This is a genomic window from Streptomyces sp. NPDC029169 (assembly GCF_055563935.1).
Window position 1 is genome coordinate 517825 of the sequence record NZ_JBVHXA010000001.1, and the last position, 24655, is coordinate 542479.

Here is a 24655-nt window from a genome sequence, read left to right on the forward strand (position 1 = left end):
GTGAGCAGCGTACCCGGGGCAGGTACGGGCTGCGGGAGGGACGGGGATCGGCGCGAGGGAGGGCGCCGGAGCAGGTGGCGGACGAGGCGCGCACACCGGACACGTGCAGTTAACGCACTAGATAGTTAATTAACGTGGGTGTGATGCTCCCCCGACCCTCCGGCCCTGTCAAGACATCTCGTCGTCATCAGGCATCTCGTCGTCATCAAGGGCGCGCTGGGCCACGGCGAAGGCCGCGTTGGCGGCCGGGACGCCGCAGTAGACGGCGGCCTGGAGCAGGACGGCCCCGATCTCGTCGGGCGTGAGGCCGTTGCGGCGGGCTGCGCGGACATGCATCGCCAGCTCGTCGAGATGACCGTGGGCCACCAGCGCCGTGAGGGTGACCAGGCTCCGCTCGCGCCGCGTCAGGGTGGGGTCGGTCCAGATCTCGCCCCAGGCGTAGCGGGAGATGAAGTCCTGGAACCGGGCCGTGAAGTCCGTCTGGCGTGCCTGGGCGCGGTCCACGTGCGCATCGCCGAGCACCTGGCGGCGCACCGCCATGCCCGGCTTCGCGCCGCCCTCTGTGAAGTGGCCGCGCAGTGCGGCCAGGACGGCCGCGGGCCGTTCGGCCGGCGCCAGATGCGAGGCGCCCGCGATCTCGGTGAGCGTGGCGCCGGGGACGGCGTCCGCGATCTCCCGCAGATGGGCGGGCGGGGTCGCCGGGTCCTCACGGCCTGCGACGAGGAGCGTGGGCGCGGTGATCGACGGGAGCCGGTCCCGCAGGTCGAAGGCGGCGAGCGCGTCGCAGCAGGCGGCGTACGCGTCGGGGTGGGCCCTGCGGTGGTCGTCGACGAGCTCCGGGACGGTGAAACCGGGGGTGAACCAGCGGGCGTCGGCGGTCTCCGCGAGTGCGGCGAGCCCCTCGCGCCGGACCGTCGCGGCCCGTTCCTCCCAGGGCGCGGGCGGGCCGAAGTGGGCGGAGGAGCACAGGACCGCGAGCCGCCCCACCCGCTCGGGGTGGTACGCGGCGAGATGGAGGCCGACGGCACCGCCGAGCGAGACACCCGCGTACGAGAAGCGGTCGACGCCGAGCCGGTCGGCGAGTGCGAGGACGAGATCGGCCAGGTCCGCCACGGTCGCTCCGGGGCCGATGAGGGAGGCCGGGGAGCCGCCGTGGCCGGGCAGGTCCCAGCGGACGACGCGGTGGGTGGCCGAGAGTTCGGGCGCGACCGCGTCCCAGAGGGCGGTGGAGGTGCCGAGCGAGGGGCCGAGGATCAGCACGGGCCCGGTGGCCGGCCCCTCGGCGCGGTGGTGCAGTCCTGCTCCGTAGGGCGGCGGGGTGGTGGCGTTCACGGTCGCTCCAGGGCGCGGTCGGTCAGGGCTCGGGCGGAGCCGGTGCAGCGGGTGGGGTCGGCACCCTCGTCGCGGTGGTGCGGTCCTGCGTACGGCGGCGGGATGGTGGCGTTCACGGTCGCTCCAGGGCGCGGTCGGTCAGGGCTCCGGCGGAGCCGGTGCAGCGGGTGGGGTCGGTGAGTCCGTCGAGGTCGATGCCCTTCAATTCGTCTGTGTCAGCGAGGAGTTCGGGAAGGCCGCGCCCCTCGGCGCGGGTGCGCCGGGCGAGTTCGGCGAGGAGTTCCTTCGCCCGGGCGCGGCCGAGGAGCGGGGCGAGCGCGATGGAAAGGTGCTCGGAGACGATCAACCCGCCGGTGAGATCGAGGTGTTCGCGCATGACGTCGGCGTGGACCCGTAGCCCTTCGGCCAGTTCGGCGGCGTCACGGGCGGCGCCGCCGACGAGCCGGAGCAGCTCGCGCAGCGGCTCCCACTCGGCGTGCCAGGCGCCGGCCGGGCGCTCGTCCTCGGCGGCCAGTGAGGCGTACAGCGTGGCGGCGAGGTACGGGGCACGGCGCGCAGCCGCGGCGACGAGCGTGGCGCGCACGGGGTTCGCCTTGTGCGGCATGGCGGAGGAGCCGCCGCCCGCGCCTTCCGCGACCTCCGCGATCTCGGTGCGGGAGAGCGTGAGGACGTCGACGGCGGCCTTCCCGAGGGCTCCCCCGGTGAACGCGAGGGCTCCCGCGAGGTCGGCGATCGGCGTGCGCAGGGTGTGCCAGGGCAGCGCGGGCTCCGCGAGGCCGGTCTCCCGCGCATAGGCGGCCACGAGTCGGACGGCGCACCCGGCCGCGCCTTCGCCGTACGCGTCGAAGGCGGCCAAGGTCCCGGCGGCGCCGCCGAGTTGGGCGGGCAGGGAGTCCCGTACCGTACGGAGACGGTCGCGCGCGTCCAGGACGAGCGCGCGCCAGCCGGCCGCCTTGAGGCCGAAGGTGGTCGGCACGGCGTGCTGGGTGAGGGTGCGGCCGGGCATGACCGTGTCCCGGTGGGCGGCGGCCAGCGCGGCGAGGGCGCGCTCCGTACGGTCGAGGTCGCCCAGGACCAGGTCGAGCGTGCGGCGCGCGACCAGCATCGCCGCAGTGTCCATGATGTCCTGGCTCGTCGCGCCGCGGTGGACGTACGGCCGCCACTTCCCCGGCACGGCGGCCGTGAGGTCCGCGACCAGCGGAATGACGGGGTTGCCGCCCGCGCGGGCCCGCAGGGCGAGATCACGCGCGTCGAAGCGGGCGGTGTCCGCGGCGGCCGTGACCGCGGCGGCGGCCTCGGCCGGTGCCTGCCCGACGGCGGCCTGGGCGCGGGTGAGGGCCGCCTCCGCGTCGAGCAGCGCCCGGAGGAAGGCGGTGTCGCCGGTCGCGTTCTCGGCCGGCGAGCCCGCGCGCCCCGGCGCGAGGAGGCCGGCGTCGGTGCTGTCCGGGGTCATGTGAACTCCAGGAAGACGGTCTCGCCCTCGCCCTGGAGGCGGATGTCGAAGCGGTACGTGCGGGGCGCGGCGTGCTCGTCGGGCGCGGCCACCAGCGTGGCCCGGCGCTCGGCCGGCAGCGCGTCGAGCAGCGGGTCGGCGCCGTCCCGCAGATACGCCCGGGTGAAGAGGTGGTGCAGCAGCCCGCGGGCGAAAACGCAGACGCTGATGTACGGCAGGCCGGCGTTGCCGGGCGGCAGCGTGGCCAGCGCGTAGTGGCCGTCGGCGTCCGTGGCGACGCGGCCGAAGCCGGTGAAGTCGGTTGCGCTGCGCCCGAGATGGCCGCCGGTGACGGGGTCGCGGCGCATCGACCCGGGTGCGCCCGTGAGGGAGCCGTCGGGGGCGGCCTGCCAGAAGTCGAGGAGCGCGTCGGGGACGGGGGCGCCCTCGCCGTCGTACACGTGGCCGTGCAGCACGATCCGGTCGGGATGGCCTTCGGGCGCGATCCGGTCCCCGCCGGGGAAGGGCAGGGCGTAGCCGTAGAACGGGCCGACGGTGTGGGAGGGGGTCGGGAGAAGTGTCATCGCGGGTCAGCGTCCTTCTTCGATCCAGGTGGCGGAGGGGCCGTCGAGCACGATGTCCCAGGCGTAGCCGAGCGAGAACTCCGGCTGCGACAGGGCGTGTTCGTAGCGGGCGACGAGCCGGTCGCGGGCCGCCCGGTCGGTGACCGAGCGCAGGATCGGGTCGTACGCGAAGAGCGGGTCGCCCGGGAAGTACATCTGCGTCACGAGCCGCTGCGTGAAGGCCGTACCGAAGACGGAGAAGTGGATGTGGGCCGGGCGCCAGGCGTTGGTGTGGTTGCGCCACGGGTAGGCGCCCGGCTTGATCGTCGTGAAGGTGTAGCGGCCCTGGTCGTCGGTGAGGGTGCGGCCGACGCCGGTGAAGTTCGGGTCGAGCGGGGCGGGGTGCTGGTCGCGCAGATGGGCGTACCGGCCGGAGGCGTTGGCCTGCCACAGCTCGATGAGCTGGCCGCGCACGGGGCGGCCCGCGCGGTCGAGGAGCCGGCCGGAGACGGTGATCCGCTCGCCTAGGGGCTCGCCCGCGTGCTGCCGGGTGAGGTCGTTGTCGATCTCGGTGATGTCGGTGGGGCCGAAGACGGGACCGGAGAGCTCCACGGTCTCGGGGTCGCCGCCGTCGACGGCCACGAGCGGCTGGTGGGGGTGGCGGAGCAGGGAGCTGCGATACGGGGCGTAGTCGCGGGCCGGGTGGCTGCGGGGCGTGGCTCCGGCGGCCAGCTCCTTGTCGTAGGCGTTCTGAAGGTCGTCGATCTCGGTGTCGATGTCCGACTGGGTGAGGGCCATGTGGGATCCCGGGGTGTGTGTCAGAGCGTGTCAGCGGAGGGGACATCGGCGGCGCAACGGACCTTCGCGGCCGTCCTGGCGAGGACGTCGGCGGCGTCGACGCCGGGGGCGGTCTCGATAAGGACAAGGCCGTCGTCGGTGACGTCGAGGACGCCGAGGTCGGTGACGATCCGGTCGACGCAGCCCCGGCCGGTCAGCGGCAGGGTGCACTCCTCGACGATCTTCGGGGTGCCGTCCTTGGCGGTGTGGGTCATCACGACGATGACGGTCCGGGCACCGTGGACGAGGTCCATGGCGCCGCCGATGCCCGTGATGAGCTTGCCCGGTACGGCCCAGTTGGCGAGGTCCCCGCGGGCGGAGACCTGCATGGCGCCGAGCACGGCGACGTCGATGTGGCCGCCTCGGATCATCCCGAAGGAGAGCGCGGAGTCGAAGTAGGAGGCCCCGGGCAGGACGGTGACGGTCTCCTTGCCCGCGTTGATCAGGTCCGGGTCGACCTCGTCCTCGGTGGGGTACGGGCCGGTGCCGAGGATGCCGTTCTCCGATTCCAGGATCACCTCCACCCCCTCCGGGAGGTGATTGGGGATCAGGGTCGGAAGTCCGATGCCCAGGTTGACGTACTGACCGTCCGTCAACTCACGCGCGGCGCGGGCGGCCATCTGCTCACGGGTCCAGCTCATCGCGTGGTCCTCTTCTCTATCCCCTTGTCCGCGGCCTGTTCGGGCGTGAGCGCCACGACCCGCTGGACGAAGATGCCGGGTACGTGCACGGCGTCGGGATCGATCTCGCCCGGTTCGACCAGCTCCTCGACCTCGGCGATCGTGACCTTCCCGGCCATCGCCGCGAGGGGGTTGAAGTTCCGCGCCGACTTGTTGAAGACCAGGTTCCCGTGGCGGTCCCCGCGTGCGGCGCGGACGAGAGCGAAGTCGGTGCGGATGCCGCGCTCCAGGACGTACGCGACGCCGTCGAACTCCCGTACCTCCTTCGGTGGCGAGGCGAGGGCGACGCCGCCCTCGCCGTCGTAACGCCATGGCAGACCTCCGTCGGCGACCTGGGTGCCCACACCGGCGGGGGTGTAGAAGGCGGGGATGCCGCAGCCGCCGGCCCGCAGCCGTTCGGCGAGCGTGCCTTGGGGGATCAGTTCGACCTCCAGTTCGCCCGCCAGGTACTGCCGGGCGAACTCCTTGTTGGCGCCGATGTACGAGCCCGTGACGCGGGCGATCCGGCCGGCGGACAGCAGGACGGCGAGGCCGGAGTCCATGGCCCCGCAGTTGTTCGACACGACGCGCAGGCCGCCGGCACCGCGCCGGTGGACCGCGTCGATCAGCACGTTCGGCACACCGCTGAGGCCGAAGCCGCCCACGGCGAGCGAGGCCCCGTCCCCGACGTCGGCCACCGCCTCGACGGCGGTGGGGACCACCTTGTCCATACGAGAAGCCTCCAAATTAGTCAGTGTACTGAGCATCGGATGCAACGCGGTCATGCTGACACTGGTCCCGGCGACCGTCAATACCCTCCCTGGGCGGCTCCCGGAGGCGGGCGCGTATCGTTCAGTGCACCGACGAACTCGTACGCGACACGGGAGGCACTCGATGGCCGCGGTGGATCTGACCACCCATCCCGGGCACCTGGCCCGGCGGCTCCAGCAGGCGCACCACCTGCTGTGGACCACGATGGTCTCGGAGGAGATCACCTCCCCGCAGTTCGGCGTCCTGAACGCCCTGACCGCCGAGCCGGGACTCGATCAGCGGACCGTGGGTGAGCGCGTGGGCCTGGACCGCTCCACCATCGCCGAGGTCGTCAGCCGGCTCACCCGCCGCGGTCTGCTCGACAAGGTGCGCGATCCGGAGGACGGCCGGCGCTTCCTGCTGCGGCTGACGGAGGAGGGGCAGCGGACGCACCGCAGGCTGACCGTGCGGACGGCGCGGATGAACCAGGTCTTCCTCGCCCCGCTGTCGCCCGAGGAGCAGACGCAGTTCATGAGCCTGCTGCTGCGGGTCTCGGACGCGGCGGAACGCCTGCGCGACCCGGCGGAACCGCTCGCGTCCTGACCCGGGGGGGGCGGGGCCGGTCAGACCTCCGGTACGTGGGCGAACCTGCCCGCCGTGCGCAGGTCGTCCTCGATGCGGGCGACCGTGGCGCGCAGCTCGGGCAGGACCTCGCCGACGCACTCCTCGACGGTGCGGCGGCTGCTGTGCATGGCCACGTTGACGGCTGCCACGACCGCGCCCGTGCGGTCGCGCACCGGTACGGCGATCGAGCGCAGGCCCTGCTCCAGCTCCTCGTCGACGAGGGCGTACCCCTGCTCCCGTACGCGCTCCAGGAGGGCGGCGAGCTCGGCGCCCGAGGTGACGGTGTACGGGGTGAGGGCCTGCGGCTCGATCTCCGCCAGCCACGCGGCGCGCGCGTCGGGCTCCAGACCGGCGAGCATCACTCGGCCCATGGAGGTGGCGTGGGCCGGGAAGCGCGTGCCGACGGTGATATGGACGCTCATGATCCGGCGGGTGGCGACCCGGGCGGTGTAGCGGATGTCATGGCCGGCGAGCACGGCGAGGGAGGCCGAGTCGTGGACGCGCCGGGAGAGTTCGGCCAAGTGGGGCGAGGCGATCTGCGGGAGCGGCATCCGGGAGAGATACGGGAAGCCGAGCGCGAGGACCTGCGGGGTGAGCCGGAAGAGCCGGCCCTCCGCAGCGACGTATCCCAGGTGCTCCAGGGTGATCAGGGCGCGCCGGGCGGTGGCGCGGGCGAGCCCGGTGGCCTCGGCGACGGCGGTCAGCGGCAGCGCGGCGCGCCCCTCGCCGAAGGCGGTGAGAACGGTGAGCCCCCGCGCGAGCGACTCGACGAACCCCCGCCCGAGCTCCTGCTTCGACGCACGAGTCCACCCAGCGAGCCCGCCGGGCGCGGGGGCCCCGGGGCCGATCGGACCGGGGGCGGAGGCGGCACCGGACCCGGTCGGCCCGGGGGCCGGTGCGGTGCCGGGCCCTGCCGAGTCGGGCCGGGGCGAGTCGGGCGCGGCGGGCTGCGGGCCCGCCTGCGGGGGGTACAGGTCCGGGCCCTGCGGGTCGGTCTGCTCGTGCTGCCGGGCGGCGCCGCGCCGCGGCGCCTTGCCCCGCGCCTCAGCCTCGCGGGCGTGCCGCTTCAGCAGCTCCTCCCAGTCCGCGACCGCGGCCCGCAGGCGCGGCAGCATCGCCTCGCACAGGGACTCGGCGGTGTGGCGGCTGGTGTGGCTCACCACGCTCGCCACGCAGGCGACCGCGCCCTCGGCGTCCCGTACCGGCAGGGCGAGGGCGACCAGGCCGGGCTCGATGAGCTGGTCGTCCAGGGCCCAGCCGCGCTCCCCCGCCCGCGCCGCGCGCGCCGCGAACTCCGCCTCGTCCGGCCCGGCGCCGGCCGGTACGGCGGGGAAGCCGGCGTTACGGGGGTCGGCGGCCCGGCGCGCCCGCCAGCGCGCCCACTCCGGCTCCGCCCAGTGGGCGGCGAACAGCGCTCCCGGGGCGGTCCGTTCGGCGGGCAGCAGATCACCGATGCGGAAGCTCAACGACATGGCCCGTCGACGCGTGGCCTGGTGGACGAAGCGGATGCCGTCGCCGTCGGCGACCGCGAGGGACACCGACTCGTCGAGTTCGTCGGCGAGCGCGTCGGCGGGGCGGCCGAGCAGCGCCGGGAGGCCCAGCGCGGCCAGGTAGGCGTTGCCCAGCTCCATCAGCGGCGGGGCGAGGAAGACGTCGCGGCCGTCGAGGCGTACGTATCCCATGCGGGCGAGCGTGCCGGTCACCCGGTCGACGGTGGAGCGGGGCAGACCGGTGGTGCGCTCCAGCTCGCTGAGGCTGAGGGCCCCGTCGGCGTCGGTGAGCCGGCGCAGCACCATGAGCCCGCGCATCAGCGGCGCGACGGCCTCCTGCGGCGCGACAGCCTCGTGCGGCGGCGCGGTCTCGGTCGGCGGCATGGACTCTCCCTGGCGGATCTCGGGGACACCGTAGAGGACGGACGGCAGCGCGGAGCCGCCGCGTCCACGCGGGCCGTTGACAGCCGGGCGCGGCGGCCGCAGACTCGGCCCACTCTTTGGTGAAGTTTCCTTCACTATACGAACATGGAGGCCAGATGCACACCACCGTCGGGATCGTCGGCGGCGGCCCCTCCGGGCTGCTGCTCGCCCGTCTGCTGCACAACGCCGGCATCGACTGCGTGGTCCTGGAGTCCCGCGACCGCGCCTACGTCGAGCAGCGGCAGCGCGCCGGAATCCTGGAGCAGGCCACCGTCGACGCCCTGCGCGCCGCCGGCCGGGTGCGCGGCTTGACGCCGAGGGGCTGCCCCACGACGGGATCGAGCTGCGCTTCGACGGACGGGCCCACCGGGTCGACTTCCCCTCCCTCACCGGAGGACGCCGCGTCTGGGTCTACGCCCAGACCGAGGTGGTGAAAGATCTGATAGCCCTTCAGCTCGCCGACGGCGGACCGCTGTTGTTCGGCGCCGAGGTGCGGTCGGTGGAAGGCGTCCACACGGACCGACCGCTGATCCGCTACACCCACGAAGGCCGCGAGCAGACCCTGACCTGCGACTACGTGGTCGGTTGCGACGGCTTCCACGGGGTCGCGCGCACCGCCGTCCCGGAGGGCGAGCGGACGACGTACGAGCGGACGTATCCGTACTCCTGGCTGGGCATCCTCGCCGAAGCCCCGCCCGTGTACGAGGAGTTGATCTACGCCCACTCGGAGCGGGGCTTCGCGCTGGCCAGCATGCGCTCGCCCGCCGTGAGCCGGCTCTACCTCCAGGTGGAGAACGGCACCGACCCGGCCGACTGGTCCGACGAACGCGTCTGGGACGAGCTCGACGTCCGCTTCGCGCTCGGGGACACGCCCGAGTGGCGGCTCACGCGGGGCGCGGTCACCCAGAAGTCGGTTCTGCCGATGCGGAGTTCGGTGACGGAGCCGATGCGGTACGGGCGGCTGTTCCTCGCCGGGGACGCGGCGCACATCGTTCCGCCGACGGGCGCGAAGGGGCTCAACCTCGCCGCCGCCGACGTGATCGTCCTGGCGCGGGCGTTGGCCCACCGGGCGGCGACGGGCTCGACGGAGCTGCTCGACGCGTACTCCGACACGTGCCTGCGCCGGGTGTGGCGGGCCGAGCACTTCTCGTACGTCATGACGACGACGCTGCACGTCGATCCCGCACAGTCGGGCTTCGACACCCGGTTGCAGCTGTCCCAGCTGGAGCGGACCGCGACCTCTCCGCACGCCGCCGCCGAACTGGCCCAGAACTACGTGGGGTTGCCACTCTGAGCCCGGACCTCGGCTACGGCGCCGGCCGGGGTCACCGCAGTCCGCAGTGCCGAGGCGTACACCTCGTCGGGGTCGAGCCTGCGCAGCTCCTCGGCGATCAGCTCGGCCGTCGTACGGACCTTCAGGGCGAGGACGCGGCTGGGCTGACCGGGGATGGACAGCCTGGCGACCGGGCCCTCGGGCCGGTCGATGCGGATCTCGCCGTCGGGGGTGCCCAGGCGTACGGCGGTGACGACCGGTCCGTCCGTGACGACCCGCTCGACCGGGACCCGCAGCCGGTCCTCGAACCAGCGGGCCAGCAGTTCGGCGCTGGGGTTGTCCGCCTCGCTCTCCACCGCGGCCGAGACGACGGTCGTACGGGCCTGGTCGAGGGCGGCCGCGAGCATCGAGCGCCACGGGGTGAGCCGGGTCCAGGCGAGGTCGGTGTCACCGGGGGCGTAGGAGGCGGCGCGGTCGGCGAGCGCGGCGAGGGGGTCCTCGACGGCGTACGCGTCGGTGATGCGGCGCTGGGCGAGTGCGCCGAGCGGGTCCTTGGACGGGACGTCGGGGGCGTCGACCGGCCACCAGAGGACGACGGGGGCGTCGGGCAGCAGCAGCGGGAGGACCACGGAGTCGGCGCGGGCGGCGAGTTCGCCGTACATCCTCAGCAGCACGGTCTCCCCCGCGCCCGCGTCGGAGCCGACACGCACCTCCGCGTCGAGGCGGGTCTCGTGGCGCCGCCGGGGCGAGAGGGCGTGGCGCTTGATGACGACGAGTGTGCGGGACGGATGTTCGCGGGCGGCGTCGTTGGCGGCCTTCAGCGCGTCGTAGGTGTTCTCCTCGTCGGTGACGATCACGAGGGTGAGGACCATGCCGACGGCGGGCGTGCCGACGGCCCGGCGGCCTTGGACGATCGCCTTGTTGATCTTGCTGGATGTGGTGTCCGTGAGATCGATCTTCATGCCCCGCGCCCCGTTCCCTCCGTCGCGTGCGATCGCTGCGGCTTCGCCACGAGCCTACGCGTGCCGCGACGTTCCCGCCCCACCCGGCGGACCCTGCGCCGGGGGCCGCGACCGGGGCGGGCGGACGGCGCGCACCGTCACGAGAGGAAGGCCCCGACCGTGGCGGCGAACGCCTCGGGTCCGTCGACCCACGGATAGTGGCCGGCCCCCGGCTGCACGACGAACGAGGCGTCGGGAAAGAGCGCGGCGAACTCGGCCATCGGTCCGGGCGGGCTGTTCAGGTCGAACTCCCCGGCGAGCAGCAGGACGGGGGCCTGGAGGGCGGCCAGCGCGGCGCGCGTGGTCTCCGGGTCGAAGGCGCCCTCCGCGCCGAAGCCTGCGACGGCCGCCGTGTTGCCCGGCCGCGCCTCCACGTCGTACCGCCGCGCCTCGCTGTCCCAACGGCCCCAGAAGAAGGGGGCGATGGCGTCCCGGTCGCCGCCCCGGCCCTCGATGAGGTCCTCCAGGGCGGCGAACGCGTCCGGGAACCACGGCTCGTCCTTCCGCAGCAGCGCCGCCCCGCGCCGCGTCTCGCCGGTGACCGTGACACCGACGGCCGCCGGACCCGGGGTGATCAGGGCGAGCCTGCGGACACGCCGCGGGTACCGGGCGGCGTACGTGACGGCGATGTTGGCGCCGCCGGAGTGGCCGAGCAGGTCGATGCGGTCGAGACCGAGGTGCGCGCGCAGGGCCTCGACGTCGTCGGCGAGGCGGTCGCAGCGGTAGGAGGCCGGATCCTCGGGGACGGCGGAGTCCCCCGTGCCGCGCGGGTCCGGGAGGACCAGCCCGCGGTATGCGGAGAGGCCACCGAGGTCGCCGAGGTAGCGGGAGTCGGTGGGGCCTCCGGGGATGCAGACGACCGGGTCTCCGGCTCCCTTCGTACGGCCCTCCGTGCGATGGGCCAGCCGGGTTCCGTCTGCTGCTGCGAAGTAGGTGGGCATGGGCCTGATGCTGCCAGCCATAACCGAGTAGTACAACCAGGTTATGGCGAGGTATAACCGAGTCATGGCAGGCGAGGAGATCACCGAGGAACAGGCGGCGCGCATGCTCGCCGCCATGAACGAGGTCATCCGGGCGGGCGAGGAGATGCGGCGGCTGCGCGCCGAGATGATCAAGGTGTTCACCGGCTACGGCTGGACACAGGAGCACATCGCCCGCCTCACCGGGATGAGTCAGCCTGCCGTCTCCAAGCAGGTCACGAAGTTCCGGGCGGCCGAACCGGAGGTGCCGACGGCGCTCTCCCTCCAGCAGACCGACGTCCCGTGGCTCGAAGGACGCCTGTGGGGCCTCGCCGAGGCGATCTCCGAATCCTGCGAGGAGACCCGCGAGACCGCCCGCTGCACGCCGTACGTCCACGCGTTCGCGCGGGGCAGGAAGCGCTTCACGCCCCGGACCGTCGACGAGCTGCGGCGCCTCGTCGAGGACGACCTCAGGACGCACCGGGAGCGGTTCCCCGCCGCCTTCCGGGCCGCGTACGACGAGATCAGCCGCGGTCTCGACATCCCGACTCAGAGCACCGTGCCCGCCCAGGCCACCGCCTCGGTACGGCGCGGTCTCGCCCGCCAGGTCCAATACGAACGGCTCCGGAGAGCCCGCTGAGCCTGGCGCTCGGAGCGGTCTCCGGGAGATCATCCTCGGCATGACCACGGAAACGATCACCACCGCCGCCTCCGGCACCTGGACGCTCGGCGACCTCACCGTCAACCGGATCGGCTTCGGCACGATGCGCCTGCCGCAGACCGGAGAAGCCCTGATCGAGGACGCCGTACCCCGGGACCGGGACCAGGCGATAGCCGTGCTGCGCCGGGCGGTCGAGCTCGGGGTGAACCACATCGACACCGCCGCGTTCTACTTCTCGCCCCTGCGTTCCGCCAACGAGCTGATCAACCGCGCCCTGGCGCCGTACGCCGACGACCTGGTCATCGCCACCAAGGTGGGTCCGTGCCGGGACGCGTCGGGGCGGTGGGCCGAGCACGCCCGCACCCCGGAGGCGCTGCGCGGGCAGGTCGAGGAGAATCTGCGCCAGCTCGGCCGCGACCACCTCGACGTGGTGAACCTGCGCGTCCTCGGCACCGACTCGATCGCCGAGCGTTTCGGGGCGCTCGCCGAGCTGCGCGAGGCCGGGCTCATCCGCCACCTGGGCCTCTCCAACGTCGAGCCCCACCACGTGGCCGAGGCGCGGGCGATCGCTCCGGTGGTCTGCGTACAGAACCGGTACGGCATCGGGGTACGCCCCGACCACGACGCGTTCGTCCGCGACTGCGGCGAGCAGGGCATCGCGTACGTGCCGTTCTACGCGATCGCCGGCACGGGGGGCCAGGCCGGTGCGAAGAGCGGCGCGGACGACGAGGTGCTCGCCGTCGCCACAGCGCACGGAGTGAGCCCCGCGCAGGTACGCATCGCGTGGACGCTGCACCGGGGTCCGCACGTGCTCGCGATCCCCGGCACCGGCGACCCGGACCATCTGGCCGCCAACGTCGCCGCCGGCGCGCTGCGCCTCACGGAGGACGAACTGGCAACCCTGGACGCCCTGCACCGTAGCGCCGCATAGGAGGTGTCAGGCGCGCCCGGCGGCCTTCTGGCTGCGGCGGGACAGCGAGTCGACGACGACGGCGGCGAGCAGGACCGCTCCGGTGATCATGAACTGGACGGCGTTGCTGACGCCCATGATGTTCATGCCCGACTGGATCGACCCGATCACCAGCGCGCCGAGCAGCGCGGACCAGACCGAGCCGCGCCCGCCGAACAGGCTGGTGCCGCCGATGACGGCGGCGGCGATGACGTTCATCAGCAGGTTGCCGCCGCCCGAGGTCTGGCTCGCGGACTGGATCTGCCCGGCCAGGAAGATGCCGCCGACCGCCGCCATGGTGCCGGCGATCGAGAACACGGTCATCCGGACGAACGGCACGCTGATGCCGGCCCGGCGCGCGCCCTCGATATTGCCGCCGACGGCGAAGATCTGCCGCCCGTACGAGCTGCGGCGCAGCACGAAGTCCACGATGACCAGCAGGATCAGGAAGATCAGGAGCGCCAGCGGCAGCCCCTGGTACTGGTTGAGGATGTAGGCGGCGACGAAGGCGATCGCGGCGATGACGACCGTACGGATCACGATCTCGGCGATCGGCCGGAACGGCACCCTCGCCCGCTGGCGGCGCCTCGCGTCGAGGAGCGAGGACGCCAGGAAGAGACCGACGCCGACGGCGGCCGTCACATAGGCGGCGGCCGGGCTGTGGAAGATCGTCGAGTAGAGCTCGGAGACCACGCTCTCGCTGGGGATGTTGACCGTGCCGCTGGTGCCGAGCACCTGGAGCATGAGGCCGTTCCAGGCGAGGTTGCCCGCCAGGGTGACGACGAACGCGGGCACGCCGACCTTGGCGAAGAAGAAGCCCTGGATGAGGCCGACGGCGGCTCCGCCCGCGATGGCGACGAGGAGCGCCAGCCACTGGTTCATCCCGTTCAGGACGTTGAGTACGGCGAAGAGTGCGGCGCACAGGCCGCTGACCGAGCCGACGGAGAGGTCGATCTCGCCGAGCAGCAGGACGAAGACGATGCCGATGGCGATCATCCCCGTGCCGACGATCTGCTGGCTGAGGTCGGAGAGGTTCTGCGCCGAGAGGAACGCGCTGTCCAGGGTGCCGAAGACCGTCCAGATGATGATCACGGCGACGACGACGGGCAGCGAGCCCAGTTCACCGCTGCGCAGCTTGCGCTTGAACTCCCCGAGGTATCCCTTGAAGCCCTCCTCCCGGACGATCAGCCGGGTGTCGACGGCGGGCACGGCGTCATGGGCCGGTTCCTGGGTGTTGGCGTCGCCGGGTTCCGGAACGGAGGGGTCGTGGCGGCCTCGGTCGCGCCTCATCGCTCGCCCTCCTCGCGCTTGCGGGCCAGGCGGCGGGTGACGGCGCTCTCGGTGGCCCCGGTGATGGCGGAGATGATCTCCTCGGTGGTGGTGGCGCGTTTGTCGAAGAAGCCGTTGTTCCGGCCGAGGCGCAGGACGGCGATCCGGTCCGCGACCGCCATCACGTCCACCATGTTGTGGCTGATCAGGATGGTGCCGAGGTTCTGCTCGCGGAGCCGCTCGACGAGGTCCAGGACCTCGGCGGTCTGCTCGACGCCCAGCGCGGCGGTGGGCTCGTCCAGGATGACGACCTTCGGTTCGCCGATCAGGGAGCGGGCGATCGCCACGGTCTGGCGCTGGCCGCCGGAGAGGGAGGCGACGGGGATGCGGACGCTGGGGATGCGGATGGAGAGCGTGTTGAGCAGTTCGCGCGAGCGCTGCTCCATGCGGACCTCGTCGAGGACGCCCCAGCGTCTCAGCTCACGGCCGAGGAAGAGGTTGCCGACGACGTCGAGGTTGTCGCAGAGCGCCAGGTCCTGGTAGACGGTGGCGATGCCGAGGTTCTGGGCGTCGTGCGGCCGGTGGATGGTGACCGGGCGGCCCTGCCAGAGGATCTCGCCCTCGTCCGGCGGGTTCACCCCGGCGATCGCCTTGACGGCGGTCGACTTGCCGGCGCCGTTGTCGCCGACGAGGGCGACGACCTCGCCGGCGTGGACGTCCAGGTCGAACTCCGAGAGTGCCTGGACGGCGCCGAACCGCTTGGAGATCCCCCGCAGAGTGAGCACAGGTGTTTCCGGCACCTTCAACCGCCTCCTGCCCGGCCCCCGTTCCGCTGCGGATTCACGTACGACTCAGGGTGCGGCGGGCTAGTACTGAAGCCCCGCCTTCTTGCAGGCGTCCGCATAGGTGGGAGTGCAGATCTCCTGGACGGTGTACAGACCGTCCTTGACGACCGTGTCCTTGATGTTGCCCTTGTGGACCACGATCGGGGTCAGCAGGTTCGCGGGGACCTTGTCGCCGCTGCCGCTGGTGACGGTCGTGGGTGTCAGGGACTTGGGGAGTTCCTTGCCCTCGGCGAGGTTGACGGCCATGGTGGCGGCGATGTCGGCCTCAGGCTTGTACGGCTTCTCGACCGTGATGGTCTGGGTGCCGAGGAGAATCCGCTGGATGGCGTCGAGTTGGGCGTCCTGACCCGTCAACGGCACGTTCATACCAGCCGCCTTGAGGGCGGTGGCGATGCCGGCGGCCAGACCGTCGTTGGCGGAGTACACGCCGACGATGTTGTCCTTGCCCAGTGCGCTGATCGCGCCCGACATCTGCTGGTTGGCGTTGTTGGGGTCCCAGTTCGGGGTGTCGTACTCCTTGCCGATCTTCACCTTGCCGTCGAGGACGGAGTGCGCACCGGCCTTGAACTCCGCGGCGTTGGGGTCGGTGGGCGAGCCGTTGTGCATCACGATCTGGCCGGTCTTGGCCTTGTCACCGAGCGCCGCGAGGAGTGCCTGGCCCTGCAACTCGCCGACCTTGCGGTTGTCGTACGAGACGTAGGCGTCGACGGGACCCTGCGCGAGGCGGTCGTACGCGACGACCTTGACGCCCGCGTCATGGGCCTTCTGCACGGAGGACTGGATCGACTTGGAGTCCACGGCGTCCAGGATCAGCACCTTGTCGCCCTTGGCGAGCGCGGTGTTGACCTGCTGCTGCTGGGTGGTGGGGCTCTCGGCGGCGTTGTAGTAGTCGATCTGCGCGCCGGGAGCGAGCTCCTTGATCTTCTGCTCGATGTACGGCCGGTCGAACTTCTCGTAGCGCGTGGTCTTGCTCTCGGGGAGCAGCAGGCCGATCTTGACTTCCTCCTGCGCCGCGGTACCTGCGCCCGGCTGGGCCGCGCCGCTGATCGACACCGCGCCCAGGGACAGGGCCGCGGCCCCGGCCAGGGCTATCGCGCCACGCAATGTTCGGGTCATGGGGGGCTCCTTCCGTACGCCCCCTTCCCTCCACCGGGTGAACGCAGGAGACAAGAGGGTGCACATGTGGCCTTAATACGACATTAGCCGCAACTGACGGACCGGCAAGCGGGTGAACATTCCGCCTGCGTATGGTCACGCCTGCGGCCGCGAGCGGGCCGGTGCCGGAAGCTGGCCCGCGACGATCGCGGCGAGGGAGAGCGCGAATCCCACGAGCTGGACAGGGCCCAGTGTCTGGCCGAGCACGGCGGCGCCGAGAACCGCGGCGACCAGCGGCGAGAGCAGGACGAGGACGGCCACGGAGGTGACGGGCAGCGTGGTGAGGCCGCGGAACCACAGGACGAAGGCGACCAGGCCGCCGACCAGACCGAGCCAGAGGTACCCGAGGGCCGCGGGCAGACCGATGGCGGGAGGCGCCCCCTCGGCGAGGAAGGTGAGCGGCAGCAGGAACAGGCTCCCTGCCGTGAGTTGCCACCCGGCGAACGCGGTGGTACCGGCCCCGGCCGGTCGCCCCCAGCGCCTGGTGAGCGTCACGCCGAGCGCCATCGTGGCCGCGCTGCCGAGGCCCGCCAGGACCCCGACGACGTCGAAGTCCGCGTTCGGCCCGATCACCACCAGGCCGACGCCGACCACGCCGGTCACCCCCCAGGCGAGCCGCCAGGCGGACAGGCGTTCGCCGAGGACGGCCACGGCCAGACCCGCGACGACGAGCGGCTGGGCCGCCGCCAGCGTGGCGGCCACGCCTCCCGGCAGGCGCTCTGCCGCGACGGTCAGCAGCGGGAAGAGCAGCCCGATGTTCAGCACGCCGAGCGCAGCGGCCTTCCCCCACCACGCTCCGCGCGGCAGCGTCCGGCCGATCGCCAGCGCGATCAGACCGGCGGGCAACGCGCGCAGGAGACCCGCGAACAGGGGGTGCCCCGGCGGGAGAAGCTCGGTGGTGACGACGTAGAACGTGCCCCACGACACGGGAGCGAGCGCCGTCAGGAGAACCCTCGATGCGACTGGACTTGTCATGTCCGCAGTCTCAGTCGGCGGCGATCAATGAGTCCAACACATGCTTGTCACGTGATCGATCTCGATTCACGATGGATCCATGGACCTTCAGCAGATGCGGTACGTCGTCGCCGTCGCCGAGACGAACAGCTTCACCCGAGCCGCCGAGCGCTGTCTGGTCGTCCAGTCGGCCCTCAGCCACCAGATCGCGCGCCTGGAACGCGAACTGGGCGCGCGACTCTTCGACCGCACCAGCCGCCGGGTGCGGCTGACCCCGGCCGGAGCCGCGTTCCTCCCCGCCGCCCGCCAGTGCCTGGACGCCGCCGACCGCGCCGCCGCCGAGGTCGCCGCGGCTGTCGGAGAGGTACGCGGACGGCTCGCCGTGGGCCTCATCCCGACCGTCGCCGCGGTCGATGTCCCGGGCGCGCTGCGCGAGTTCCGCGGGCGGTACCCGCACGTGCGCATCGGCCTGCGGGTGGGCGCGAGCGAGGAACTCGCCGAGCAGGTCGGGCAGGGCACCCTCGACGTGGCGTTCCTCGGGCTGCCGACCACGGCGCGGCCTCGCGGTGTCGCCGCCCACGAACTCGCCCGTGACCGGCTCGTCGCCGTGGTCGCGCCGGACCATCCGCTCGCCGGCGCACCGTCCGTCGCCCTCCGTACGCTCTCCACCGAGGTGTTCGTGGACCTGCCGGCCGGGACGGCCGGGCGCGTCCAGTCCGACCTGGCCTTCTCGGCCGCCGGTCTCAGCCGCGACGTCGCCTTCGAGGTCACCACCGCGGACCTCTTCATGGCCCGCCTGGTCGGGGAGGGCCTCGCCATCGCCCTGCTCCCCGCCGCCTACGTGCCCCAGCTCACCGGCGTGACCACGATCGAGGTCACGGACGCGCCGACCCGCGTCGAGTACGTCGTCTGGAGCAGCGCCACCCGCACGCCCGCCGCGACCGCGTTCCTCACGGTCCTCGACATCCCGACCTAGGCGGCCAGGGCGGGCTCGGACTCCCGTACCGGCCGGGACCAGATCAGGAGGGCCGGGACGATCATGAGGAGCCCGATGGCCAGCATCAGGGTGGCTGAGCTCATCAGGACGCCCGCGACGCCGCCGACCGCGAGCCCGACGGGCACCGCCGTGAGGTTCGCGGCGCGGTAGGAGGCGGTGGCCATGGGCCGTTCCACGTCGGTGATGGCCCGGGCGCGGAACGTCTGGACCCGGACCATGACGACACCCGAGCAGAACTCGTCGATGACGAAGCCCGCGAGCACGAGCAACAGCCCCCCGGTGCCGCCCAGATACGCTCCCACGCCGATCACCGTGTACGCGCCGACCGCCCCGCACCCGAACAGCGAGGTCCCGAATCCGGTGCGCAGCGCCCGCGGGAGCCGTTCGGCGACGTAGGAACCGAGAACGGCGAACAGCACGGAGCAACTGCGGATGACGCCGAAGGTCGCCGCCGACAGCGGTGAGGTTTCGAGCAGCGTGATCAGCAGGACGGCCTCGATGACACACTGCCCGAAGTTGTACGACAGGGACCAGACGGTGACGGTGCGGAGCGCCGGTGTACGGAAGTTGACGGCCAGTCCGGCGCGCAACGTGCTCTTCTTCGCGGGAGCGGCCTTGTCCGATCCGCCGGGATCCGTGGCGTCCGGTTCCCCGTCCTCCTGGCCGGATGCGGCACCGGACGCCTCGCCGGACACCACCCGTACCCGCGGGATGCGGGACAGCAGGCCGCACGCGCCCAGGGCCAGCGCCGCGGCCGTGCCGAACGTGGGCGCCAGGCCGAAGGCGGCGAGCCCGAGACCGGTCATGAAGGGCGCCGCCGCGTCGGCCGACGACTCGGCCATGCCGAGGCGCGAGTAGATCTTCGGCAGGGCGGCGTCGGCGAAGACCCGCGGGATCAGCACCTGCGTCGAGACCGCGGTCAGGATGGAGCCGCAGGCCAGCGAGATGTTCGCCAGACAGAAGACGGCGAGCGCCACGCCGGGCGCGAAGGCGAGTCCGAGCGCCGCGAGTGCGAAGGCCGCCACGCGCAGCAGCTCGGAGCCGATCATGACGGAACGCTGGTCGAACCGTTCGACGAGGCGGGCCGCCGGGCCGGCGAGCAGGACCTGCGGGGCGAAGCGGCAGATGCCGAGCAGCGCGACGATCGTCGCGTTGGCGCCGAGAGCGTCGACGGCGACGAAAGGCACCGAGAACTCGACGGCGGCGATGGCGAAGAACGAGAGGAAGTTCGCCACGGGCAGCGACACTGCCGGCGAGTCGCTCTTCCCCAGTGGTTCGGTGGTGGTGGTCATCCGTTCTCGGTCATCCGTTCTGGGGTGTTCTCCCAGGCTTCGGTCAGTACGCCCGCCCGCAGACACTCGACGACGTCGGCCGCCGTGCTGTCGGTCAGGACGGATCCCTGCTCCAGCAGGGCCACGAACAGGTCCCGGCCGACCGGCACTGCGGTGTTCCCGCTGCTCAGCACGTACTGGGTGTTCTCCGCCGTCCCGAACACGGCCATCACGGTCGCGTCCGCGCGCCGGACGGGGATCTTCTCGGGTGCGGGAGAGGCGAACAGGCCGTCCTCGGTGAGCAGGTAGCCGATGTCCGGGTGCCGGGAGAAGATCAGCGCATCGTGTGCGGACTCGATGATCGGCTGGGCGGGCCCGTTGAGCGAGGTGTTGACCAGGACCGGAATCTGTCCCGACTCCGCGATGTGCGTGAGGATCGCGTGGATGGCCGGGTTGTCCTCGGCCGTCACCGTCTGCACGCGCGCCGACCCGTCGTCGTGCACGATCTCCTTCAGCACCGCGCGGTGGTGCTCGCGCACCGTGAAGTCGTAGTTCATGAACGGTGCTTCGCCGGGCCCGATGAAGTACGTCTCCAGGTCCTCGATCCGCACCATCGGGGCGACCGGTCGCCACGGCTGCCTCTTCTTGATCCCGTTCAGCTTGGACTTGGCGTCGTGGCAGGCGACCGGGTGGCAGAGGATCGACCTGTTGCCGAGGGCTCGTGGGCCGAACTCGGCCCGTCCCGCGTACCGGACCACGACCGCCCCGTCGAGCAGTGCCTGAGCGGCCCGCCGGCTCAGGTCCGCCGTCGCGGAGACGGCGGAGGCGGCGTAGTTCTGGGCCTCCGCCTCCTGGGGCGTGACCGGTTCGGCGGAGCGCCCCAGGAAGTCGGAGGTGACCTTCGTCGAACCCGCGGGCAGGGCCGGCGAGGTGCGCGCCCAGCCGAGGTAGGCGGCGCCGACGGAGATGCCCGCGTCGTGCGGACACGACGGCACGTACAGGTCCCGCACCTGCGGCAGAGCGCTGATGGCGGTGTTCCCGGAGAGGTTCAGGAAGATTCCGCCCGCGCAGCACAGGTCCGGAAGCCCGCTGAGACCGACGGCGTGCGCGGCGTGGCTGACGACGAGCCGGCTGAACGCCTCCTGCGTCGCGTGCGCGACGTCGGCGCTCTTGGTGATGTCGGCCGTCGCCTCCAGGAGTTGCCATCCGTTGCGCAGCCGCGGCCTGGGGCCCTCGGTGAGGATGTCGTCGGCGGTCAGCCGGCCGGGCCCGTCGAAGGGGAGCGCGGCGAGCGCCATGAGCTGGCCGTGCGCGTGCTCCTTGCGGAACAGGAACCGGGCGACGTTGTCGTAGAGGCTGGCCTCGCTCTGTACGAAGACGTCGGGCTGGTTGTGCGGTTCGCTGAACGCCCGCTCAAGGAGCTCGAACCGCCCCTGGCGAAACGCGTACATCGAGCGCATCTCGGTGAAGATCTTCGAGGACGACGCCTCGCTGTCGTCGTCGCTGTCGTAGTCGCTGTAGTAGGTGCGGAAGAACTCTCCGAACGGGACGTAGAAGTCCGCGCCGTCGCGCGACGAGGTGCCCGCGCTGTCGGAGACGAGCACCGTCGCTTCCGGGAAACCCGACGGATAGAGGGCCGATGCCGCGTGCGCCAGGTGGTGGGAGACCACCTGGTGGCGGGCGTCGAACGGGTCGAAGAGGTCGAACGAGGTGGAGACCAGGGGCCGTTGCAGGCCGACTCCCGAAGGGCCCGCGGCCTGGAAGGAGCTGACGATCACGTCGACGTCGTCGAGGGTCAGGCCGGCCGCGGCGAGTGTCTCCCGGACCGGGAGCCTGTTGGACAGCGCCTCCTGGCCGTCGTACTTGCGTCGGCTGATCCGCTCCTGCTGGATCGCGGCCAGCAGAACACCGTCCTGGACGACGGCGCAGGAGGACTCGTGTCCGCAGTGGATTCCGAGGGCGACGGTCATCGCTTGTAGTTCTCCAGCGGCGCGCCCTCGGGCATGAAGCCGAGCGTGAGGATGGAGACCCGCTCGTCCTGCCGGATGGGCGTACGGCTGTGCGCCTGCGTGCCGGCCAGGAAGATGACGACCTCGCCCGGTTCCAGTTGGAACCGCTCCTTGCTGCCGTTGGCGTAGTGCATGTGCAGCGCGGACGGCTCCGGTGTCCCCGGGGGGATCTCGTGCGCGAGCATCATCAGCACGTTGAGGGAGAAGATGTCGGTGTCGATGTGCGGGATGATGCCCTGGCCGGCGTCGCGGTAGAACAGATAGCTCGCCACACCGGTCGACTCCGCCTTCGGTACGACCGAGGCCACCAGGTCGGCCAGTTCCCGGCTGGTCGCCACGCGGTTGGCGACGGGGCCGCCCATGCCGAGGTAGTGCTCGTCGAACGGGATCGCGGTCTCCCCGACCCTCCCGGACTCCTCGATCAGGGCCGTCAGCAGTTCGTCGGTGAGGAAGTCGGGGCGTCCCCGGTACTGCACCCCGCGCGGGTCCTCCACGTCGTAGGGGCAGAGGATCTCCAGCGCGTCGGTCACGGCTTCGCGGCCCGGCGCGGCCTCGGCCTCGCTCGCGGCGACCAGGCGTCCGGCCGAAAGCCCCAGGATCAGCTTGAGGTTGGCCTGTTCGGCGGGCGTGAGCCCCTGGTGCAGACCGGCGAGGCGTCGGCCCATGGTCGACATGTCACTCATGTGTTCCCCCAAGGGTGCGGTAGCCGAAGGACACCAGGCGGATCTGCTCGTCCGCGACGGTCCTGGTGCGCTGGTGCGTGACACTGTCCGCGAAGAAGACCAGGGACTCCCCCGCCTTCAGATGGAGGTGCACCGCCTCCTGGTCCGGCGGATGAAGGATGAGTTCGGACCGTCCCTCGCTGCCCGACCGGTGCTCGAGCATGGTGAGGATGTTCAGCGAGAACTCGTCCTTGTCGACGTGCGGATCGATACCGAGTCCGGGCTCGTCGTAGTACAGGTAATTCGCCCTGCGCGTCGGGGTGATGGCTCCGACGTTCTCGGTGAGGAACGTGTGGATCGCCGGGGAGAGCGAGATCTCCCTGGCCACGGGGGCGCCGGAGACCACGTAGTGGTCGAGGAACCGGTCGGCGCCGGCCCGGCTGGACCGCGATTCCCGGTCCAGTGCGGCGAGGTCCTCGTCGGAGAGGAAGGGGCCCCGGCCGTAGAAGACGATTCCGGTCGGGAATTTCTCGCGCGCCCCGGCGAGGAGTTTCGGCAGCGAATGCTGCGCGGTTCCGAGAGCGCTCTCCCGTAAGTCATCCGAAATTTGTTGAGCATGGCCGCTGAGCACACCGCCAGCGGCCATGCTCAGGAGAAATTTCAGGTTCTCCCGTTCTGCGGCGGTCAGATCCGTCGACAGCTGAGACAACCGCTGCACCAATGCCGAAGCTTCCTCCGCAGACGCCATCCTTTGATCCCCTGACTTTTCTCCGGTACTTACCGACAGTGCTTGCGCGTACTCACTCGTACGCCGACGAGGTCTTACTCTTCGACGAATCCCAGCTCGCCGGGAAGGCCGATGAGGCCCATCCGGATCTCCGGCGTGGCAGCCGCCGAGATCGGCTTCGCGAAGATGTACAGCCCCTCCGCGTCGACCTTCTGCAGCTCCTCGAGGTGCAGGGCGGCCGAGGTCACGATGGAGCTGAGCACGGCACGCTCGTCCACGGAGAGATCCGCGGCCAGAATGCCGAGTTTTTCGGTCAGCGTCGGAAGTGCGGCTTCCAGCGCCGCCGCGTCCAATTCGACGTCGAGTGCCAGGTCGGGGTTGGTGGTGTTGCTGGTCTCTGTTTCGTGCGCCATCCGTATGCCTCCGTTTCGGGCAAGATGCCCATGATCGGTGCTCGGTGCAACGATCAATTAAGCTAGCAGGGGCAACTCCGTTCCCCCAGAGGGCCTTTGGGGAAATGGCTTAGTAAGTGGCCGGGATACGCACACTGGACACCCGGGGCTATGATCACGTGCATGTCCGAGACAAATTCCTGGCCGAGCGCCGCCCCGCTACAGGGACCGCGTTTGCAGCTGGAACCGTTAACGATCGCGCACGCTGAAGAAGCTGCGGAAATCCTCAACGACGTGCGTTTGCACACGTGGATCGGGGGCGCTCCCCCCACCCGGGACGAACTGGAGCAGCGGTACCGGCGGCAGATCGTCGGCCAGTCACCCGACGGCCGGCACGGTTGGCTGAATTGGATGCTCCGCATCCGCGCCGACGGCAGGCTGGCCGGCACGGTGCAGGCGACGCTCTACCGGCCCCGCCCCGACCGCGTCGAAGCAGAGCTCGCGTGGGTCGTCGGCCACGACTTCCAGGGTGACGGCTACGGCAAGGAAGGGGCCTCCACCATGGCGCTCTGGCTGCGCACCCAGGGGGTCTCGGGGTTCGTCGCCCATGTGCATCCCGGGCACCGGGCATCGGCCGGGATCGCGAGGTCCCTGGGCATGGAGCCGACCGGTGAGGTGCACGACTCCGAGGAGCTGTGGGCCGACTTCGGCCCGCGTGACCGTCCCTCCGGCTCATAGCTCCGCGGGCCGTCGGCTCATGGCTCCGCGGGCCCGCCGGCTCATAGCTCCGCCGGAGCGCGGACCGGTCAGGAATCGAGAAGCGCCCGGCCGGAGCCGCACGTAGCGTGGCTGCCATGGAGGTCCGACGGGGCCGCGCCGACCGGCCCGGCCCCCCGAATCCGGGCTCGCCCCGGCGGTCGGCCTCCATGGCCCACCGGGTCCGTGCGGACCCCCGACCTCAGGAGTGATCATGACCGGCACGTCCACGCAGGGAATCAAGACCGTGCTCCACCCCGTGTCCGACCTGGCCAAGGCCAAGGCGATGTACGCCGCCCTCCTCGGCGTACAGCCCCAGGCCGACGGGGACTACTACGTCGGCTTCGAGGCCGCGGGCCAGCACATCGGGCTCGTGCCGGGCGGTGGACCGCAGGGCATGACCTCGCCGGTCGCCTACTGGCACGTCCCGGACATCGAGGCGAAGCTCGCCGAGGTGACGGCCGCCGGGGCCACCGTGAAGGAGCCGGCCCACGATGTGGGTGGCGGCCGGCTCGTGGCCACGGTCACCGACCCCGACGGCAACGTCCTCGGACTTCTTCAGGACCGCTGAGCCGGCCGACGAGCCCGGGCGCCTCGGCGGCAGACCGTTGCCGCCGAACACGCCGACGCTGTAGGACGAAGTAGAACGGCACCGACGGAGACCG

24 protein-coding genes and 1 pseudogene are annotated in these 24655 nt (G+C 71.8%); 7 read left to right on the forward strand and 18 right to left on the reverse strand.

The window, feature by feature from the left end; translation table 11 throughout:
• Window positions 1–168: 168 nt before the first annotated feature.
• The 6 genes from pcaDC to ACZ4VI_RS02175 all read right to left on the reverse strand — a co-directional run bounded on the left by pcaDC (window position 169) and on the right by ACZ4VI_RS02175 (window position 5554).
• Window positions 169–1332, reverse strand: a complete 1164-nt coding sequence (pcaDC, locus tag ACZ4VI_RS02150) for a bifunctional 3-oxoadipate enol-lactonase/4-carboxymuconolactone decarboxylase PcaDC (RefSeq protein WP_467995779.1) — start codon at window positions 1330–1332, stop codon at window positions 169–171.
• A 112-nt stretch (window positions 1333–1444) separates the two neighbouring features.
• Window positions 1445–2785 (reverse strand): 3-carboxy-cis,cis-muconate cycloisomerase, encoded by a 1341-nt coding sequence (gene pcaB / locus ACZ4VI_RS02155; RefSeq protein WP_467995780.1) that lies wholly within the window; start codon window positions 2783–2785, stop codon window positions 1445–1447.
• On the reverse strand, window positions 2782–3348 hold the full coding sequence (pcaG, locus tag ACZ4VI_RS02160; RefSeq protein WP_467995782.1) for a protocatechuate 3,4-dioxygenase subunit alpha: 567 nt from the start codon (window positions 3346–3348) through the stop codon (window positions 2782–2784). Before pcaG ends, pcaB begins: the two co-directional genes overlap by 4 nt.
• A 6-nt stretch (window positions 3349–3354) precedes the next feature.
• Window positions 3355–4125, reverse strand: coding sequence for a protocatechuate 3,4-dioxygenase subunit beta (gene pcaH, locus ACZ4VI_RS02165; RefSeq protein WP_467995784.1), 771 nt, complete (start codon window positions 4123–4125; stop codon window positions 3355–3357).
• A 20-nt stretch (window positions 4126–4145) separates the two neighbouring features.
• The gene (locus ACZ4VI_RS02170; protein WP_467995786.1) at window positions 4146–4805 is read right to left on the reverse strand and encodes a CoA transferase subunit B; all 660 of its coding nucleotides are present in this window, start codon (window positions 4803–4805) and stop codon (window positions 4146–4148) included.
• A complete protein-coding gene (locus ACZ4VI_RS02175) occupies window positions 4802–5554 on the reverse strand; it encodes a CoA transferase subunit A (protein ID WP_467995787.1) in 753 nt (250 codons plus the stop codon). Before ACZ4VI_RS02175 ends, ACZ4VI_RS02170 begins: the two co-directional genes overlap by 4 nt.
• Before the next feature lie 163 nt (window positions 5555–5717).
• On the opposite strand from ACZ4VI_RS02175, the gene ACZ4VI_RS02180 reads away from it, so the two are divergent.
• Window positions 5718–6176 (forward strand): MarR family winged helix-turn-helix transcriptional regulator, encoded by a 459-nt coding sequence (locus ACZ4VI_RS02180; RefSeq protein WP_467995788.1) that lies wholly within the window; start codon window positions 5718–5720, stop codon window positions 6174–6176.
• A 20-nt stretch (window positions 6177–6196) separates the two neighbouring features.
• Here ACZ4VI_RS02180 and ACZ4VI_RS02185 read toward each other — a convergent pair whose 3' ends face one another.
• Complete coding sequence (locus ACZ4VI_RS02185; protein WP_467995789.1) at window positions 6197–8071, reverse strand: IclR family transcriptional regulator domain-containing protein; 1875 nt, start codon at window positions 8069–8071, stop codon at window positions 6197–6199.
• A 155-nt stretch (window positions 8072–8226) separates the two neighbouring features.
• Between ACZ4VI_RS02185 and ACZ4VI_RS02190 the strand changes: the two are divergent.
• Window positions 8227–9404: pseudogene (locus tag ACZ4VI_RS02190) on the forward strand (4-hydroxybenzoate 3-monooxygenase).
• On the opposite strand, the gene opcA reads toward ACZ4VI_RS02190, so the two are convergent.
• Both opcA and ACZ4VI_RS02200 read right to left on the reverse strand, forming a co-directional pair.
• Window positions 9383–10345, reverse strand: a complete 963-nt coding sequence (gene opcA, locus ACZ4VI_RS02195) for a glucose-6-phosphate dehydrogenase assembly protein OpcA (protein ID WP_467995791.1) — start codon at window positions 10343–10345, stop codon at window positions 9383–9385. The pseudogene ACZ4VI_RS02190 and the gene opcA overlap by 22 nt on opposite strands.
• A 137-nt stretch (window positions 10346–10482) precedes the next feature.
• A complete protein-coding gene (locus ACZ4VI_RS02200) occupies window positions 10483–11325 on the reverse strand; it encodes an alpha/beta fold hydrolase (protein WP_467995793.1) in 843 nt (280 codons plus the stop codon).
• Between the two features lie 64 nt (window positions 11326–11389).
• Between ACZ4VI_RS02200 and ACZ4VI_RS02205 the strand changes: the two genes are divergently transcribed.
• Entirely contained in the window at window positions 11390–11983 is a 594-nt protein-coding gene (locus tag ACZ4VI_RS02205; protein WP_467995795.1) for a sigma-70 family RNA polymerase sigma factor, read from the forward strand.
• Between the two features lie 40 nt (window positions 11984–12023).
• Entirely contained in the window at window positions 12024–12935 is a 912-nt protein-coding gene (locus ACZ4VI_RS02210; RefSeq protein ID WP_467995796.1) for an oxidoreductase, read from the forward strand.
• Window positions 12936–12941: 6 nt separating this feature from the next.
• Here the strand turns inward: ACZ4VI_RS02210 and ACZ4VI_RS02215 are convergent, their stop codons facing one another.
• From ACZ4VI_RS02215 to ACZ4VI_RS02230, 4 genes are all read right to left on the reverse strand, one after another.
• Entirely contained in the window at window positions 12942–14243 is a 1302-nt protein-coding gene (locus tag ACZ4VI_RS02215) for a sugar ABC transporter permease (RefSeq protein WP_467995798.1), read from the reverse strand.
• Window positions 14240–15022: an ATP-binding cassette domain-containing protein gene (locus tag ACZ4VI_RS02220; protein WP_467995799.1), complete on the reverse strand. Its 783-nt coding sequence runs from the start codon at window positions 15020–15022 to the stop codon at window positions 14240–14242. Before ACZ4VI_RS02220 ends, ACZ4VI_RS02215 begins: the two co-directional genes overlap by 4 nt.
• A 66-nt stretch (window positions 15023–15088) precedes the next feature.
• Complete coding sequence (locus tag ACZ4VI_RS02225; RefSeq protein WP_467995801.1) at window positions 15089–16183, reverse strand: ABC transporter substrate-binding protein; 1095 nt, start codon at window positions 16181–16183, stop codon at window positions 15089–15091.
• A gap of 135 nt (window positions 16184–16318) precedes the next feature.
• On the reverse strand, window positions 16319–17197 hold the full coding sequence (locus tag ACZ4VI_RS02230; protein ID WP_467995802.1) for an EamA family transporter: 879 nt from the start codon (window positions 17195–17197) through the stop codon (window positions 16319–16321).
• Window positions 17198–17276: 79 nt separating this feature from the next.
• Between ACZ4VI_RS02230 and ACZ4VI_RS02235 the strand changes: the two genes are divergently transcribed.
• Window positions 17277–18152 (forward strand): LysR family transcriptional regulator, encoded by an 876-nt coding sequence (locus ACZ4VI_RS02235; RefSeq protein WP_467995804.1) that lies wholly within the window; start codon window positions 17277–17279, stop codon window positions 18150–18152.
• Here the strand turns inward: ACZ4VI_RS02235 and ACZ4VI_RS02240 are convergent.
• The 5 genes from ACZ4VI_RS02240 to ACZ4VI_RS02260 all read right to left on the reverse strand — a co-directional run bounded on the left by ACZ4VI_RS02240 (window position 18149) and on the right by ACZ4VI_RS02260 (window position 23255).
• Window positions 18149–19465, reverse strand: coding sequence for an MFS transporter (locus ACZ4VI_RS02240; RefSeq protein ID WP_467995806.1), 1317 nt, complete (start codon window positions 19463–19465; stop codon window positions 18149–18151). The two genes, ACZ4VI_RS02235 and ACZ4VI_RS02240, sit on opposite strands and share 4 nt — an antisense overlap.
• Complete coding sequence (locus ACZ4VI_RS02245) at window positions 19462–21414, reverse strand: carbamoyltransferase C-terminal domain-containing protein (protein ID WP_467995807.1); 1953 nt, start codon at window positions 21412–21414, stop codon at window positions 19462–19464. Before ACZ4VI_RS02245 ends, ACZ4VI_RS02240 begins: the two co-directional genes overlap by 4 nt.
• On the reverse strand, window positions 21411–22136 hold the full coding sequence (locus ACZ4VI_RS02250) for a hypothetical protein (protein WP_467995809.1): 726 nt from the start codon (window positions 22134–22136) through the stop codon (window positions 21411–21413). Before ACZ4VI_RS02250 ends, ACZ4VI_RS02245 begins: the two co-directional genes overlap by 4 nt.
• Complete coding sequence (locus ACZ4VI_RS02255) at window positions 22129–22863, reverse strand: hypothetical protein (RefSeq protein ID WP_467995810.1); 735 nt, start codon at window positions 22861–22863, stop codon at window positions 22129–22131. Before ACZ4VI_RS02255 ends, ACZ4VI_RS02250 begins: the two co-directional genes overlap by 8 nt.
• 74 nt (window positions 22864–22937) lie before the next feature.
• Window positions 22938–23255 (reverse strand): hypothetical protein, encoded by a 318-nt coding sequence (locus ACZ4VI_RS02260; protein ID WP_467995811.1) that lies wholly within the window; start codon window positions 23253–23255, stop codon window positions 22938–22940.
• 162 nt (window positions 23256–23417) lie between these two features.
• Here ACZ4VI_RS02260 and ACZ4VI_RS02265 point away from each other — a divergent pair, with 162 nt between their 5' ends.
• Both ACZ4VI_RS02265 and ACZ4VI_RS02270 read left to right on the forward strand, forming a co-directional pair.
• A complete protein-coding gene (locus ACZ4VI_RS02265) occupies window positions 23418–23972 on the forward strand; it encodes a GNAT family N-acetyltransferase (protein ID WP_467995812.1) in 555 nt (184 codons plus the stop codon).
• 232 nt (window positions 23973–24204) lie between these two features.
• Entirely contained in the window at window positions 24205–24561 is a 357-nt protein-coding gene (locus tag ACZ4VI_RS02270) for a VOC family protein (protein WP_467995814.1), read from the forward strand.
• Window positions 24562–24655: the final 94 nt, after the last annotated feature.